Here is a 16077-nt window from a genome sequence, read left to right on the forward strand (position 1 = left end):
CTTGGCTGATGGCCGCGCGTGCGATCCTGAAAATGGGCACACCGAGTTTGTTCGAAAAATCGGCGCCGTGGCCGAGAGATAAATTCGATTCTCCCGCGCTGCATGCGTTGCTGGCCGACATGAAGGACAGCATGGTCGCGGCCAGTGGTGCGGGCCTCGCGGCGCCGCAGATCGGCGAAAATGTGCGCGTGGTTATTTTTGAAGTAACGGATAATCCGCGCTATCCCAATCGCGAGCGCATTCCGTTCACCGTGCTTATCAACCCGGAGCTCACGCCGGTGTCCGCCGCCCAAGTGGATGATTGGGAAGGATGCCTGTCGGTACCGGGAATGCGCGGGCTGGTGCCGCGCTACCCCGAGCTTCGATACACGGGTTTTGACCCGTTTGGCAAGCCGATCGACCGCACCGTCGGCGGCTTTCACGCGCGCGTGGTGCAGCACGAAGTCGATCATCTCGACGGCGTGCTCTATCCCATGCGGATGAAGGACCTGACAAAGTTTGGATATACCGACATCCTGTTCCCGGAATTGGTGGGCGTGGATGAGGAATGAAGGAATGAAGCAGCACATTTTTCTTAAAGGAGGTCACCATGGCCGAAACAATTGATGTCGTACCCGTAACTCATGCCAGTCCCGAAGGCGAACGCGACGTATCCGGTCAGATGACGATTACTCACGTTCTGTATGCCCTGCATGCGCTGGCGCCGTTTACGATGTGGCTGCTCGCCATCGTGGCCATGATCATCGGCATGATCAGACGCGACGACGTTCGCGGCACGTGGCTCGATTCGCACTATTCGTATCTGTCGCGTACTTTCTGGTGGGGCATCCTGTGGGCCATCGTCGCGTGGACCGTCTTCTGGGTGCTCGGTTTGTTGACGCTCGGTGTTGGTATGCTGGTGCTGTGGATGCTGCCAGTTGGTGTGTTGATCTGGTATTTGTATCGCGTGATCAAGGGCTGGTTGAAACTGAATGATCTGAAGCCGGTCGCGTAGCGCCGCAATACGCAGATTGCCATTTGACGGGGGTTTTCAGGCGAAAGTGTCCTGGAAGGTGCGCCAGTGCTTGAGTTTTCTGACGCCGCCCCATCAAATTCACAAGCTCACGAGCCTCTGACATTCCCGCGGCGACCAACGGGAGTCCCTATGGAACGCGGGAAAGTCGGACGCTTGGTTGTTGCCGTGTTTGCCACCGGACGCACCCCTTCCAATAACCCTTGTACGTTGACCGCGCACCCAACATGAAACTGATCACCAAAGGCCGTGTAATAGGCACCATTGTCATCCTCGCCATCGTGGCGCTGGTGTGGGGCGGCAATGTGTTGCAGAAGAAATTCATGTCGGCTGACGACAAGCCGCGCTACAAAACATCGGACGTTGATCGTGGCTCGATCGTGCAGTTTGTCACCGCGACCGGCACGCTGAATCCGGTTGGCCTGGTAAATGTCGGCACTCAGGTTTCGGGCACGGTCAGTGAAATCAACGTGGATTTCAACGATCGGGTGAAGCGCGGTCAGGTGCTGCTCAAGATAGAGCCGACGCTGCTGCAGGCGGTCATCAAGCAAAACGTCGCATCGCTCAACGCGGCGCGCGCGCAGTTCACGCTGGCGGACAGCAATTACAATCGCAATGCAAAGCTGGTCACCCAGGGTTTCATTTCCCCTGCGGCACTCGAACAGTTACGGCAGACGCTCGACGCCGCTACCGCGCAAGTGCAGGTGAACGAAGCGCTGCTTGAACGCGCTCGCGCGGACATGGCCAACAGCATCATCCGTGCCCCGATTGACGGCGTTATCATCAAACGCACGGTAGACCTTGGGCAGACGGTTGCCGCAAGTTATCAAACGCCCAATCTGTTCATCATCGCTGCCGACCTGAAGCGCATGCAAATCGATACGAATGTATCGGAAGCGGATGTCGGCTTGCTGAAGGACGGGCAGCCAGTTCGGTTTGTGGTCGATGCATTTCCCGACCGCGACTTCGATGGCAAGGTGCGGCAGTTTCGCCTCGCCGCCAACGTTCAGCAGAACGTCGTGACCTACAACGTGGTGATCGATGTCGAAAATCCGGAAGAACTTCTCAAGCCCGGCCTCACCGCGCAGGTCCGCATCATCACGGCAAACAAGCCAAACGCGTTGCGTGTTCCCACCGCAGCGTTGCGTTATCGCCCGAGCGATTTTGAAGTCGCCATGGACGCGCTGAAGAAGAAATTACTGGGCGTGAAAGATCCGAAGGACGACAAGACGGCAGACGGCAAGAAAGATGAAAAGATCGCCGAAGACAATACCGACGAACTCGGCCTGCGCACCAAGACCGGTGAGCGACTCTATCGCATCTACAAACTGGTGGAGGCGAAAATACCCGGGCAACAAGCGCAGGCAGAACCCGTCGATGTCGTTATCGGTGTCTCCAACAGCAAGTTCACCGAAGTGGTGAAAGGGCCGTTGCAGGCGGGCGACAAGGTGGTGGTGCGTTCGCTGCTGGCTGACCCGACGAAGCAGCCATAGTGCCTGGTTGAATATTCCGGCCCCAATCGTCATGTCCGACACCGCATTGAACACCGCACTTGTGCCGTTGGTGAAACTCACTGCCGTGCGCAAAAGCTACTTCTCCAATCGCGTTGAAACGCCGGTATTGCACGGCATCAATTTCAGCATGCAGCGCGGTGACTTTGTTGCCATCATGGGGCAGTCCGGCTCGGGCAAGTCCACGTTGATGAACATCCTTGGCTGCCTCGATACGCCAACCTCGGGCCAGCACCAGCTTGCGGGCCACACCGTGAATACCCTCACGCGCGCCGAACTGGCGGGACTTCGCAATCGAACCATCGGCTTTGTGTTCCAGAGTTTCAACTTGTTGAAACGCATGACCGTTCTCGACAACGTGGCGCTGCCGTTGCTTTACGCAAGCGTGTCGCGATCCGAAGCACGCAAGCGTGCGCAGGCGCAGCTCGCGAAGGTGGGCCTCGCCGAGTTCGCGCAGCGGCAGCCGAACCAGCTCTCGGGCGGACAGCAACAACGCGTGGCGATCGCCCGCGCGCTGGTGGCTGATCCGCCGCTTATTCTGGCCGACGAGCCCACGGGAAACCTGGACACTCGCACCAGTAACGATATCCTGACCGCGCTCACCGAGCTCAACCGCGATCGCGGGCAGAGCATCATCCTGGTCACGCATGAGCCGGATATCGCGGCATATGCAAAGCGACTGGTGAGGCTGAAGGATGGGCTGGTGCTCTACGATGGACCGGCGCGCGAAGGTTTGCATCAATTGCAGAACGAACCACATGAAGCTGGCGGGCAGGATCTCAATGCCACCGCGATACGCGAGGTGCGCGCATGAAATTCACCCAGGTGTGGGCAGAGTCCCTGCGAGCGATGCTGGCCAATCCGATGCGCACCATGCTCACCATGCTTGGCATCATCATCGGCATCGCCAGCGTGGTGTTGATGCTCGCGGTGGGTGACGGCATCAAGGCATTCATCAACAAGCAGCTTGCGGTGCTGGGTAGCAATCTGGTGCTGGTGCAGGCTGATTCGCGCAAGGCCGTCGGCGCGCGGCTGCGTACCGGTACCGTGCAGACCATGACGATCGATGATGCGGAGGCAATCAATCGCCTGCCGAGCGTGCAGGGCGCGGCGCCGATGCTGACGACGTTTTCGCAGATTTCATTTGGCAACGACAACAGCAACAACCAGGTGCAGGGCACCACGCCCGCCGCCTTCGCCATTCGCAATCTGCGCATGGCGAAGGGCATTGCACTGAGCGAAGTGGATATCGCCAGCGCGGCCCGGGTCGCGGTGCTCGGCAAGAAAGTCGCCGAGCAGTTGTTCTACAAAGCGGACCCCATCAACCAGCGTATCCGCATCGACAACCAGAGCTTTCAGGTGATCGGCGTACTCGACAACGAAGGTCAAAGCTTCGATGCCGGCGATATCGGCGAAGTGGTGATGGTGCCGATCTCTACCGCGCGCGTGACGCTGGTGCGCACGCCGACGCCGCGTTCGGTGCAGTACATCATCGCGCAATCAAAGAGCGCCGAAGGGCTCAACGACATGGTGGCCGACATTTCGGACCTCATTCGCGATCGTCATCGCATCCGCGCTGACGATCAGGATGATTTTCGGGTGGTGAATTTCGGTGAATTCGCCAAATCCGCCGAGGCGATCGCGACCGGTTTGTCGCTGGCGCTCGGCTTCATCGGCGCGGTGTCGCTGGTAGTGGGCGGCATCGGCATCATGAATATCATGCTGGTCAGCGTCACCGAACGCACCCGCGAAATCGGCATACGCATGGCCATCGGCGCGCGGCCGGCCGATGTGCTGTGGCAGTTTCTGATCGAGGCCGTGTCGATATGTTTGGTCAGCGGTGTGATTGGCGTCGCGTTGTCCTCTGCCCTGGCAGCGGCGATTTCCTCGACCGGAAAATTTGACATGGCCATCGGAGTGAAGGCTGTGGTCATTGCGACAGTATTCAGTTGCGCGGTAGGCGTGTTCTTCGGCTTTTATCCGGCGAGGCGCGCGTCGAAGCTGCAGCCGGTGGAGTGTTTGAGGCACGAATGAATGGTAGGTCGCGTTGTGCCACCCGACCTGGAACCGAACTTGGCGATTCCTTGAAGTTGTTAGTGGTGCAGCTTCATCGCTTTCTTCATTCCGTTTTGCAATGTACGCCGACGCCTCAACGTATATCGCGATTTGCCGGGCATCTCCGGGGATTTATAGCCTGGAAGCCGCGCTAGCGTTTGCGTTTTAAACTTGCCCTACGGCCGCAATTCCTTCGTCAACTTCGCCTGAAACTCCTTCGCAAATTCCACATTTCCCAACTCAGGATGCGCAAGGATAAATACGTCCTCCGCGCGCTGCCCCAGGGTAGTGATGCGCGCGTCGTGAAGGCTGATATTGAATTCAAGAAATACTCTGGAGATGGCGGATAGCAACCCTGGCCGGTCCGCACAACTTACGGTGAGTTCGTAGTACGGTTTCTGACGCGATGGCTTGAGCGCAATGGCCGGCTCCATCGGGAAGTGTTTTACCTGGCGGGAGATGCGTCCGGAGAGCGAGGGCGGCGGCGCGGACGGGTCGTTCAGTACGCGCGCAAGTTCGTGTTCGATCATGCCGATCACATCCCGGTAGCGGTCCGCGCTGTCGGCTTTGGGCAGGATTTGGAATACGTCGAGGGCGTAGTCGTGAGCGGTGGTGTAAATCTTGGCGGCAGCGATGTCGAAGGCGAGTTTCTCGAAGAAGCCGGTGATGCGCGCGAACAGTCCTGGCTGATCGTGGGTCATGACCATCACCGCGAAGCCTTGCTGCGGGTCATCGTCAGACTGGGGGCGTACCTTGACGACCGCTTCCGCGGGGCTTGGATTGTCATTCAGCACCAACGCATGCCACGAAATTTCGGCCGAATCGAAACGCTGGAAATAGCGGGCATCGGTGTGCGCCCACAGGTTTGGCGTGGATGCTTCGTTAATGTTGGCGGACTCGCGATAAAGTTTGAGTGCCTCAAGCTTGCGCGCCTCGATCCAGTGTTCGTTCGGCATCGAGTCGCCGCGCAACAAGCGCTGCGTGGCGCGGAATAATTGTTCGAGCAGCCTGCCTTTCCAGGCGTTCCACACGTGTGGGCTGGTACCGCGAATGTCCGCGACCGTCAGCAGATAAAGGGCAGTGAGTTTGCGTTCGTCGCCGACGCGCTGCGCGAATTGCGAAATCACATCCGGGTCGGACAGGTCCTGCTTTTGCGCAACCGCGGACATCTGCAAGTGCATTTCCACCAGCCAGGTCACCAGCGCGGTATCTGCTTTCGACACTTGCAGTTTTCGGCAGAATTGGCGGGCATCGCGCCTGCCTAGCGCGGAATGATCACCGCCGCGCCCTTTGGCAATGTCGTGAAACAACGCCGCCAGATACAGGATCTCCGGTCGCGCAAATTCGTGGGCCAGTTCGTGGCAGTACGGGAATTCGTGTGAGAAGCGCGGCAACACCATGCGGCGCAGATTGCGGATCACCATCAGGATGTGTTCATCCACCGTGTACACGTGGAAGAGGTCGTGCTGCATCTGCCCGACGATGCGGCCGAACGCGGGAATGTAGCGGCCGAGTACGCCGTAGCGGCTCATGCGGCGCAGGTTGAACGTGACTTTTTCACTTTGCAGGATTTTCAGGAATAGCTGGTTCGCTACCGGGTCGTCGCGGAATTTCTGATCGATCAGATGAACGGCGCGCCACAGCGCGCGCAAGGTGTCGGGCTCGAAGAATTCGGCTTCCTGGACGCTTTGCAGGGCAAGGAACGCGCGAAAAATAGACCGGGGATCACGTTTGAAAATTTCCACGTCACACGCGGCAATGTTGCCATTCTCCAGCACGAATTCGTCGTCGATCGGCTGAACCTGATCCTTGCGCCGATGTGAAATTCTCTCCAGCAAGGTCGGCAGCAGGATCGAGTTCATCTGCCAAATGGCTTTTGCCGTGAGGTAGTAGCGGCGCATCAGGACTTCGGAGGGCAATTTACTTTTGGTCCCTGCGAGTTTGAGTTCTTTGGCTAACGCGGTTTGATGATCGAATACCAGGCGGTCCTCGCGGCGCCCGGCGAGGTAATGCAGGCGAATGCGAATATCGATCAGGACTCGCCGGTGATGGCGGATATATTTCGCCTCGTACGGCGTAATGAGTCCCTGTTCTTCAAGTATCTTCCAGTCGTCGCCGAGATCGGCCGCCTTGACCAGCCACATGATGGTTTGCAAGTCGCGCAAGCCGCCGGGACTTTCCTTGATGTTCGGTTCCAGATTCAAGGCGACATCATTGTGGCGTGCGTGGCGGCGGTGCTGCTCGTCGATCTTGGCCTCGAAGAAACCTTTGACCGAACGGGCCTTCTTTAGCGCGCGATTGAGTTCGGCGACCAAGTCTGCACTGCCCCACACGCGGCGTGATTCAAGCAGGCCGGTATCGACGGTGATGTCTTTCCGGGATTCTTCCACGCACTCGTTCACGGTGCGCACGGAAATGCCGGGCTCCAGCCCCGCATCCCACAGCAGACTCACGAACGCCTCGACAGTCGGCATGGCGGAAGTCGTATCGGATGCGGCCCCGGCGTCGGGCAATAGCACCAGAACGTCTACATCGGATGCCGGAAACAGGAACCTGCGCCCGTAACCGCCAACGGCAACAATAGCGAATGATTCCGGCAGGCCGATATCGGTCGCGATACGCACGATGGCGTCATCGACGATCGCGGCATGTTGCCGCAGGTTGCGATCGGGTTGCGGACGTTGCTGGTAGGCGCGTTTCAGTGCCGTGCGCTGTTCAGCCAGCCAGTCGCGAATATGCCGCGCATAGGCGACACGGGTGCTGGCCTGTGCAGGCGAATTGGCGGGAACCTGTCGTAGAGATGCGGATCTCTTGGCGGAAGCCATCGTCCGCGGCGCAGTGCTAATTGAGGTGCGCCGGCGCTGCGGGCGTACCTTCAGACACCGTCAGAACTTCAAAGCCGTCTTCCGTGACCAGCACCGTATGTTCCCATTGGGCGGAGAGGCTGTGATCGGCCGTTACCACCGTCCAGCCATCGCCGAGCATGCGGATATCGCGACGGCCGGCGTTGATCATAGGCTCGACGGTGAAAATCATGCCGGGCTGCAATTTCGCCCCTGTCCCGGCACGGCCGTAGTGCAGCACTTGCGGTTCTTCGTGAAATCTTTTGCCGATGCCATGACCACAGAATTCGCGCACCACGCTGTAGCCTGCCCCTTCGGCAAATACCTGAATCGCGTGGCCGATATCTCCAAAGGTGGCGCCTGGCTTTACTTCGCGTATGCCGCGCCACATCGATTCGTACGTGCTTTCGCACAAGCGCTTGGCCTGGATTGAAGGTTCGCCCATGCAGAACATACGGCTGGTATCGCCGTGATATCCCTCTTTGATGACGGTGATATCGATATTGACGATGTCCCCATTTTTCAGCAGTTTGTCGCCAGGAATGCCGTGGCAAACTTGGTGATTGACGGAAGTGCATACTGACTTCGGATAAGGCCGGTGCCCCGGTGGCGCGTAATTCAGGGGTGCCGGGATGGTACCCTGCACATTGACCATGAAGTCGTGACACAACTCGTCGATTTTGCCGGTGGTGACGCCTGGCTTGACGTAGGGAGTAATGAAATCGAGCACTTCCGAGGCCAGTCGGCCGGCGACGCGCATTTTCTCGATGTCCTGCGGGGTCTTGATAACAATGTTCACGATTTCAATTCTGGTTGGAAAAGCAAGGCAGGAGTATAGCAATTGAGTTGCGCATGCGCCGACCAATGGCCGGTGCGATGCCCGATAAAGGACAAAAAGTCCAGCATTGGCGCGGCTTTCCGGGCAAAATCGCCCGGGACGCCGCGTCAAATGGCGATCTTCAACAATTTTCTGCGTTTCTGCCTGAGTGTGAATCCCGGTCAATGAACCGGATGGACGTGCGGACGGCAAGTTTGAATCGGCGACCACCCCCATGTCGGCGTGAATTGGCCCTGCCGTCACGATTCAGTTTGCTTCAAATTCAACTTTGGTTGCTCTGACGCTTCCATCCGACTTCCGTTTTCCCTTGGCCTTGGCTTTTTGTCCAACAGCCGGCGCGTGATCGTCCTTAATGCTTATCGATGCATCCGAGGCGTCAATTCGCCGGCCCTTGACGACGAAATCACCGATTGAGCGAAACTCGCTGATGATTCCGCTGACCTCGATTGACGATCCACTGGAATCGCTCGATTCTATTTCGGTTGAATGAAACTTGATTTCCTCCGCGACCAGAACGCCATTGACGACGAATCCTTCAACGGTGACTCGCACGCCCGGCTTCAGGTTGTTGGCGGTGCCGCCGGAATAACTTGCCGCGCCTGCATCGATGGCGACACCGGCAACGGTGAAGTTTCTTGACGAACGGAAGTCAGCGATAAACCCCTCAATGTCATTGCCCGCGTCCTCGTGGATTTCGATCTCTGGTGTGACTGAAACTTCCGTCGCCAGAACTGACGCTGACTTGGCGTCGAATATCCCTTTCACCGCGACGAAGTCGCCATTTTCGACGCGAGCTGTTTTGGAAATCACGTCAAGAACGCCGATGCGGAAGCGATCATCGCGGGTGTTGCGCACAACCCCCCGAATCTCGGAGAGCGCCGACATGGGCGGCGCGATGGCTTCAATAAGCGTTGCCGCAAACAGGTTACGTGCAGGGTCGTTCAAGCCATGTATGGCGACCCAATCGCCCGCCGCGATTTGTGAAAGGTTCGCGATTCCACCAAGTCGCGTCGACAAGTCGGCAGCCACGCGTTGCGAAAGCACCTGCATTTCGCCATTCGCGGAATTGATACTTTGCACTTGCCCAAGGATGGCGCGGTTCGTGCGCACGATAGCGGCGGTACCGGTGCCAAGCGTGTAATTGAAATCACCTTCGATTTCGACCACCATTCCGAGTTTCAGAGCCGCACGTGACTGATTGGGCACGCCATCGACGATGATGTTGGCTTGCGACTCGTCGTAGTGCACACCATGCACGACGATACTGCCAAAGTCTTCGATTTCGCCGAAGGCATAGTGCTGGCCGGTCCCGCCTGTCCGCACCGCAGCGCCCAATGCGCCGGCGACGAACAGGGTGGCCACGGATAGCAACGCGGTAAGCCAAATTACCAAGCGTTCCCGCGTGCGGCAGGCGTGTTGCGATGTGTTGAAATTATTTGTGTTTTGCATGGCGAATTCCTTGAAAGCTAACTACGGATTGCTCCCGTACGTTTGGCGGCACGTTTTCCGGTAGTGGGCGATCCATCCAGCGTAGGAACAGATTCTTTGTAGAAATACGCACCGAAGTTGATACGCGCGTCGTGTTTTTCGTCGATCTTGTCGCGTCCTTCCAGTTCAATGGCGCGCTCCATGAGCTGTTGCATGACCTGCTTCCACAAACTGCGGGCGGTGCGTTCAAGCTCCTCCGCGGAAGCGGCGGAAAGGGCGGTCGCGGAAATGCTCTGCTCAAGCATTTGCGTTTCCGCTGCGCTCAAATTGTGGACCACCGCCGCGAGATGGTCATGACCGTTTTCAGCAAGATATTGCACTTGATCGTCAAATGCTTTTTGGGGGACGAATGCATCGACAACCAAATGCACCATTTCGTTTTCGACATGAACGATGCCCATTCTTACCATTTCGGCCAAAACGACTGATGGCCTCAATTCGGCGTCAACGGACTTGACCAATGTGGAAAAGGTCTCAACCGCTTTGCCTTTGCGGATGCTGAGTGCCCTTGGCTCGCGCCGCGCAGACTGAAAGCGCTTGTCGGTGAGCCAGCGCGTAACGACATCCGCACCCATCGAAAGCGTTGGCGAGAGAATAAAGGCATCGTATCCCTCTTCGCGAAAACGCTTCACCTCCTTGCGATGCAAACCGGTCATCATGGAGATCTGCAAATCGGTTGCGGTCCCGCCAATGGCTTTGATTTCCTTCTCTGATTCCTCGGTATATACGGACTTGATGAGCTGGTGAAATGTTTGCAATACGATGCCGTGACGCATCATCAATCGAACGATCGGCCGCATGATGTGGCGGATCGAACGGATCAGCGCCGCACTGGAGGTTGCTGCAGAAGCGTTGGTTTGTCGTCGAGCGGCCATGAATAGCCTATTGGACCTTGTTGATGAGCACGGAAACTTCGCCCGCGCCGATTGCAATAGCCGCGCTGACTCCCTCGAAATCTCCAGCCTGGGCACGCGCGTCGCCGGTCCGGGATGCGCGCGCTACGATAGCGACCCGGCTGAGCGATGATAACTTGAATTCCGGCGACGTTGTATCCGCGTCGCTCAAATCAAAGCAGGTCGGCGGATTCGCGATGCAGTCGCGTTTCGCCAGTTCATGCACGTGAACAAAATGGGCAGGCCCAAACTTCTGTAGCTTCTCCCAAGCGCTAACTGCGGCGGCAGAGTTCGCGGCCCATCGTCGATCATTCGCGAGAAATTCCGCCTCGGCATATTTGATCTGCATGTCGCCATCATAGGGGTGCATAAGCGGCAGTCTCACGCTTTTGCCCCGGCAAAAATTCTAGCGTCCGCCATAGAGGAGACGAACGGCGACATCAAAGCTCCACACGCGGCGAATCTCGATGATGTCGTAGTCCACTCCCACATCCGACGGAAACGGAGAAAATGGCGATAGCATGTAAACGACTTGCCTGACGGCATCGTCGATTGCGACCACGCCGCTGGAACGATTGATTACGACGCTCTCGACACTGCCATCCCGACGAAGCGCCACAGTGACCACGGGATTTTCATAAGGGCCGCTCTTTGCGGCTTGCAGCACGTCAAGCGGGGCGTTTTGTTCGACTTTCTGCCGCCAGCCCTCGGCAAGCATTCTCAGGCGCAAATCCTGGTCCGGACCCGGGCGCCCCAAAAGCGTTCGACGCCTTGAGCTTTCCGATCGTCCTTCCGGTGGTTTTTCGGCAAGTTTAATGGGCGCGGACTGCTCGACTTTTGCTGAAGTAGCCGCCGGCGCAGTACGCTGTTGTGAGGCGGCAACACTATCGGATTTTGCGGCCTGTCCTGCGGCCTCCCGGCGCAATGCTTCCTGTCCCTGACGCATGGTGTCACGTTGAGCAGCCTCCTGTGCGCTTGCTGCTTGTGCGGAAGCTTCCTGTCGCAAGGCTTCTTGCCGCATGGCCTCTCGCTGAGCGGCTTCCTGCGCGGCTGCTGCTTGTGCAGCCGCTTCCTGTCGCAATCCCTCCTGGCGCATAGCCTCGCGCTGCGCTGCTTCCTGTGCGGCTGCTGCCTGGGCGGCAGCTTCCTGTCGCAATGCGTCCTGACGTGCCGCTTCACGCTGAGCCGCCTCCTGAGTAGCCGCAGCCTGGGCGGCTGCCTCCTGTCGCATTGTTTCCTGTCGCAGAGCTTCAAGACGCGCGGCCTCACGCTGTGCCGCTTCTTCCGTGGCGGCTGCTTGCGCCGCGGCCTCTTGGCGCGCGGCCTCCTGACGCAATGCTTCACGCCTGGCCGCTTCCTGCGTAGCTGCTGCTTGTATAGCCGCTGCTTGCACGGCAGCCTCCTGGCGCATGGCATCCTGCCGCAGCGCCTCCTGACGTAAGGCCTCACGCCGAGCCGCTTCTTGCGCGGCTGCCGCCTGCGCCGCAGTCGCTTGACGCATGGCTTCCTGCCGCAAGACCTCACGTTGAACGGCTTCCTGTGAGGCCACTGCCTGCGCAGCCGCTTCCAGGCGCAGGGTTTCTTGCCGCAATGCCTCCTGCTGCAAAACCTCGATCCGTGCCGCTTCCAGCGCTGCCGCTTGTGCGGCGGCCTCCTCGCGGCGTATTGTTTCTTGTCGCACGGTTTCTTGACGCAATTCCTCTGCCTTGCTTGCTGATTCCGGCGTGGGCGCGCTCGCCGTTACCTTCGCGACAAACGCGGGCTCCGGTGCAATCCGCTTCGTGGGCGGGGGAGGCTTGACAGATTCCTTGGCCTGCGCCGGCTTGACTTGACGCGGAGCACTCTTCGCCTGCTTCCGCGAAACCTCGGGAGGTGAGTCGGTTTTGGATTGCGTCTGGCGTTCCGTGTCAGAAGGTTTTGATACGGAGCCAGGTGTCATGACCTGACGGGGCGAATTCTGTACGGGCCGGGTGACCTTCTCTCGAGGGGATGACGACGACGGTTTTGCGTTTGTTTGCGTGGCGATGCTCGATCGGGCCGCAATTGTCACCCTTAACGAAGCATCACCGGTGCGACGTTCGGCCTTTGAAAAAAGGCTACCCGGCATGCCCAAGCTGGGCAAATCAAATTTGACGCTCAGGATCATCAGGTGAATCAGGCACGAAATAATCAGTGCGTGCTCAAAACGCAAACGAGTATAAATGCGACGGAAATACCAGCGTCGCCGGCGTGGACGCGCTTTGACCGGCAATCTCGCCGCCGACCAGTCTGATTTCGCGCGCGAATTCACCGGCGGAGGCGCGCGCCTGCTATCGCCCGGCTGTGCCAATTTTCCACGCCCCGCGGAGCGCTCCCAACGTGAAATAACCAGGCCCATCGAACCGCAGGGAACTGCGGATCAACGTCAAGCTATTCAAATCCGAAAGGGGGCGGCGATATCTGGGTCTAGAAAGCATTCCAGGGACCGTTGGGTGAAAGTGCCTGCCCCCAGATCGACGTGTAGACACTACGCCCATAAAAGAATGAAAGCCCCCACACAAAGGTCTGGGGCGCTTGATTGATGGAACCTCCCAGATTGCCGAAGGCGGTGCTGGAGCCACTGAAAAGCACATCCGCATTGGCGATTGAAAAATCGACGGGTGCGGTGCGCCCGAGTGAATCGGTCAGGATCGCGTTTCGCGTGACTGGCGCGGTGCCTGGAGGGCAATACCAGCCGGCAGACGTGGTTGATCCTGAGGAACTCTTGCAGCTTTGCGGAATACTGGCGTCATTGAAGAAAAATGCATTTGATCCGCTGTCGATGTAGCTTTCTGAAAAGCTTGTTGAGCCCAGATTTGTCGTGAAATAGAGATAGCTGGGACTGGACGGGTTGACGTCAACCATCAGCATTTTCGCGCTGGGTGAAATCTGATTGTTGGTGCGTGTGCCAATGCCGAATACCAACCGTCCCTTTGCGACACCGGCCCCCAAGGCCGGCAGTGCGGGCAAGCTGAGAATCGTACCGTTGTTGTCTGGCTGAGGGTTGCGATCGTCCGGGACGAAATGTATGACAGGATTCTGCGTTTGTTGGGCAATTGGGATGCCCGCCGGCTTGCAATTTGCCGTGACTGCGTCAGGGCAAACGTAGTACTGGACATGGAATCCGGCGTAATTTGCCGGTGACAGGCAACTCAGCCCGCAATCATAGGGGATCATGCCGATGCCAAGTATTCCATTTGCCTGTAGCGACGCCGCTGAGCTGAACACGCTCCCGCCGGAGGCCGTGACGCAGTCTGACGGCACGGTGAGAGTTGTGCCTGCGGTGTCATCGATCACCTGAATGGGAATTGCGGTGGCCGTTTCCCCCGAAATATGGACATCGGCTTTGGCCAGCGGACCCCAAACCCCACCGAGAACAAACGCGTAACACTCCACCGCAGTACCCGCGGGCGTATTGTTTTGCGGATCCGCGGCCAGCGCGATGGGCGGCAATGACAGGCTGGAAACTTTGCTTTTCAACACGCGCAAACCATAGGAACCCGTGTCGAGAAAAACATGGTCTATGATGGTACATGTGCTTGAGTTCGGCGCGCAGATGGTGACGGTAACGAACGGAACGTTTGCAACACCCAGCGAAAAACCGGCCGGGCCTGAATCCACAATCACCTCGGTCGTGTTTGGACCCGTTGGAGTGTCTAAAGTGACCGTTGTCCCCGCCGTACCCGTCCCCAGTCCGCCACCGGACAAGGTTGTGACCGATGAGTTGCCACCTCCGCAGCCAGCGCAGGTCGCCAAGACCAGTAACGCTGCCGTAAAGAGATCAAGCCTAGCGGAGCAATTCTGCATCGATACCTTCTGGAACCAGCGTCGGGACATAGGCCAATCCGGCAAATGCGTTCATGCGACCGCCTTGATGAACAACAAGGTTTGGCTGACGAATGGATTGCTGTCTCTTGATTCCGGCAACCCCGGCCGCCGCTCCAACCGTTGCGCCCTGCAAGGCGAACCGCGGGCCGAGTAACGCCTCAAGGTCCGGCTTCAGGCGAGTCCGCCAGGAAACGGCAAATACTACTCCCGCGGAATTGACATACTGCTTGATTCCCGATCCGTCACTCATTCTGATTTCATGCGTAGTCATCAGTCCGTTCGCGCTGGCACTCTCGCTACGTGCACCCTTGTAGCGAATCTGATCTGCGTGAATCGTATTGGCGGCCGCTCCCAAGACAGCGTGCGCGGTGTGTGAATAAAACAGGACGCAGCATGCGCCGGCAAACACCCAGGAGCAACGCATTGATCTGCCAGCCGACATGATGGACCACTTCATTTCAGAACCTCGGTAATCTCCAGTTTCAGGTTACTGGTGCCGACGGGAACCGGCGCCGATACACCTTCGAGATCTCCTGGCGCCGGCGTGACATCTCCCTTCAACGATATACGCGCAACAACGATAACCTTGGACAGTTTCGAAAGGCCCATATTTGGAACCATGGCCGTGGAATCATCCAGCGTGAAGCTCATCGGCAGGTCACTGACCTTTTTTCGCAACAATGCAACCGGCATGCGCGAACCGTCTGCAGGGCGCGCAAACAGGAACAGAGTTGCCTGCGCAGGCGCCTTGGCGCGCAGATCCGCAGCCAGCCAAACGCGGCCTGACACTTGCGCCGCGGCGCCGCCGACGACATCCGTTTGGGCTTTTCCCTGGACGGGTGCTGCTGTTGCCGATGATGGATCGCCAGAGAGGGACTTCGCCTGCGCGATGCCGTCGTCAATTTGACGAAGAATTGCCGCATCTGTCGACGCTGAACGAGCCTTTTCCAAATGCGAAATGGCTTTTGCATAGTCTTGCGCTTCGATGTATGCGATGCCTGTCAACAATAGTGCCTTTGCATTCTTCGCATCAAGTGCCAGCGCACGTTTCAACAGCTCGAAGGGTTCCCCTTTGAATGAGCGTCCATTAACCACCGCGAGAACGTCCGCATAATCGGCAAGTACTTGTGCATCCTTGGGTAAAATTTGCGCGAGCCTGGTATAGGCTTTGGAGGATTCAGTGAACTTTCCAAGCATTTCGTACGAGTGCGCGAGCATCCCCCATGCCGACGCATTCTTTGGTTCCTTTAGTGTTTGGCTGGTAGCCTGCTCGACCATGCGCTCCAGTTGCTCGTCTGAAAGGACTTTCAGAGTCGTTGCCGGGCCAGCCACTTTGGACGATGCGGAGTCTTCGCCGGCTTTGGATGCAACGGAAATCGGCGATCCGGATTTCTCGACAAGAAACAGGTACGCAACCGCGACCAAGGCGACAAACAGCACCGCCAATGCGAGCCAAGTCCTCTGCGAAGTCTTTTTCGACCGGCCGAACTCACTCGCCGGGGTTGATGCGTTCTCTATGACGCCACCTGTGTCCAGGTGACTGTTCTCGGGTTGCGAATTCAATCTTCATTCCTTGCGATCTGGGTTGGGT

The 16077-nt window shown here is 58.0% G+C and carries 14 protein-coding genes; 5 read left to right on the top strand and 9 right to left on the bottom strand.

All coding sequences use genetic code 11. The features are described 5' to 3' along the window. Nucleotides 1–8: 8 nt before the first annotated feature. From IPP88_11245 to IPP88_11265, 5 genes are all read left to right on the top strand, one after another. Nucleotides 9–551 carry a peptide deformylase gene (locus IPP88_11245; GenBank protein ID MBL0123266.1) on the top strand — a complete coding sequence of 181 codons (543 nt, stop codon included), beginning with the start codon at nt 9–11 and terminating at the stop codon, nt 549–551. A gap of 38 nt (nt 552–589) precedes the next feature. Further along, on the top strand, nt 590–994 hold the full coding sequence (locus IPP88_11250) for a hypothetical protein (protein MBL0123267.1): 405 nt from the start codon (nt 590–592) through the stop codon (nt 992–994). A gap of 245 nt (nt 995–1239) precedes the next feature. Continuing rightward, nucleotides 1240–2505, top strand: a complete 1266-nt coding sequence (locus IPP88_11255; GenBank protein ID MBL0123268.1) for an efflux RND transporter periplasmic adaptor subunit — start codon at nt 1240–1242, stop codon at nt 2503–2505. 67 nt (nt 2506–2572) lie between these two features. Beyond that, complete coding sequence (locus tag IPP88_11260) at nt 2573–3337, top strand: ABC transporter ATP-binding protein (protein ID MBL0123269.1); 765 nt, start codon at nt 2573–2575, stop codon at nt 3335–3337. A gap of 35 nt (nt 3338–3372) precedes the next feature. Then, nucleotides 3373–4557, top strand: a complete 1185-nt coding sequence (locus tag IPP88_11265) for an ABC transporter permease (GenBank protein ID MBL0123270.1) — start codon at nt 3373–3375, stop codon at nt 4555–4557. A gap of 197 nt (nt 4558–4754) precedes the next feature. Here the strand turns inward: IPP88_11265 and IPP88_11270 are convergent, their stop codons facing one another. From IPP88_11270 to IPP88_11310, 9 genes are all read right to left on the bottom strand, one after another. After that, the gene (locus IPP88_11270; protein MBL0123271.1) at nt 4755–7403 is read right to left on the bottom strand and encodes a [protein-PII] uridylyltransferase; all 2649 of its coding nucleotides are present in this window, start codon (nt 7401–7403) and stop codon (nt 4755–4757) included. A 16-nt stretch (nt 7404–7419) separates the two neighbouring features. After that, nucleotides 7420–8220 (bottom strand): type I methionyl aminopeptidase, encoded by an 801-nt coding sequence (gene map / locus IPP88_11275; GenBank protein MBL0123272.1) that lies wholly within the window; start codon nt 8218–8220, stop codon nt 7420–7422. 285 nt (nt 8221–8505) lie between these two features. After that, entirely contained in the window at nt 8506–9708 is a 1203-nt protein-coding gene (locus IPP88_11280; GenBank protein MBL0123273.1) for a hypothetical protein, read from the bottom strand. Between the two features lie 17 nt (nt 9709–9725). Next, nucleotides 9726–10622, bottom strand: coding sequence for a hypothetical protein (locus IPP88_11285; GenBank protein MBL0123274.1), 897 nt, complete (start codon nt 10620–10622; stop codon nt 9726–9728). Between the two features lie 7 nt (nt 10623–10629). Then, the gene (locus IPP88_11290; GenBank protein MBL0123275.1) at nt 10630–11025 is read right to left on the bottom strand and encodes a hypothetical protein; all 396 of its coding nucleotides are present in this window, start codon (nt 11023–11025) and stop codon (nt 10630–10632) included. 21 nt (nt 11026–11046) lie between these two features. Next, on the bottom strand, nt 11047–12321 hold the full coding sequence (locus IPP88_11295; protein ID MBL0123276.1) for a TonB C-terminal domain-containing protein: 1275 nt from the start codon (nt 12319–12321) through the stop codon (nt 11047–11049). Nucleotides 12322–13085: 764 nt separating this feature from the next. After that, nucleotides 13086–14279, bottom strand: a complete 1194-nt coding sequence (locus tag IPP88_11300) for a DUF3443 family protein (protein MBL0123277.1) — start codon at nt 14277–14279, stop codon at nt 13086–13088. A 166-nt stretch (nt 14280–14445) separates the two neighbouring features. After that, nucleotides 14446–14943, bottom strand: coding sequence for a DUF2844 domain-containing protein (locus tag IPP88_11305; protein MBL0123278.1), 498 nt, complete (start codon nt 14941–14943; stop codon nt 14446–14448). Further along, the gene (locus tag IPP88_11310) at nt 14940–16049 is read right to left on the bottom strand and encodes a hypothetical protein (GenBank protein ID MBL0123279.1); all 1110 of its coding nucleotides are present in this window, start codon (nt 16047–16049) and stop codon (nt 14940–14942) included. Before IPP88_11310 ends, IPP88_11305 begins: the two co-directional genes overlap by 4 nt. Nucleotides 16050–16077: the final 28 nt, after the last annotated feature.

This window comes from Betaproteobacteria bacterium (genome assembly GCA_016720925.1).
Lineage (GTDB): Bacteria > Pseudomonadota > Gammaproteobacteria > Burkholderiales > Usitatibacteraceae > UKL13-2.

Bases quoted from the DNA above. Each gene is read 5' to 3' on its own strand.
- IPP88_11250 (MBL0123267.1), top strand. From the start codon at position 590: ATGGCCGAAACAATTGATGTCGTACCCGTAACTCATGCCAGTCCCGAA.
- IPP88_11265 (MBL0123270.1), top strand. From the start codon at position 3,373: ATGCTGGCCAATCCGATGCGCACCATGCTCACCATGCTTGGCATCATC.
- IPP88_11270 (MBL0123271.1), bottom strand. From the start codon at position 7,403: ATGGCTTCCGCCAAGAGATCCGCATCTCTACGACAGGTTCCCGCCAAT.
- IPP88_11245 (MBL0123266.1), top strand. From the start codon at position 9: ATGGCCGCGCGTGCGATCCTGAAAATGGGCACACCGAGTTTGTTCGAA.
- IPP88_11305 (MBL0123278.1), bottom strand. From the start codon at position 14,943: ATGAAGTGGTCCATCATGTCGGCTGGCAGATCAATGCGTTGCTCCTGG.
- IPP88_11255 (MBL0123268.1), top strand. From the start codon at position 1,240: ATGAAACTGATCACCAAAGGCCGTGTAATAGGCACCATTGTCATCCTC.
- IPP88_11285 (MBL0123274.1), bottom strand. From the start codon at position 10,622: ATGGCCGCTCGACGACAAACCAACGCTTCTGCAGCAACCTCCAGTGCG.
- IPP88_11280 (MBL0123273.1), bottom strand. From the start codon at position 9,708: ATGCAAAACACAAATAATTTCAACACATCGCAACACGCCTGCCGCACG.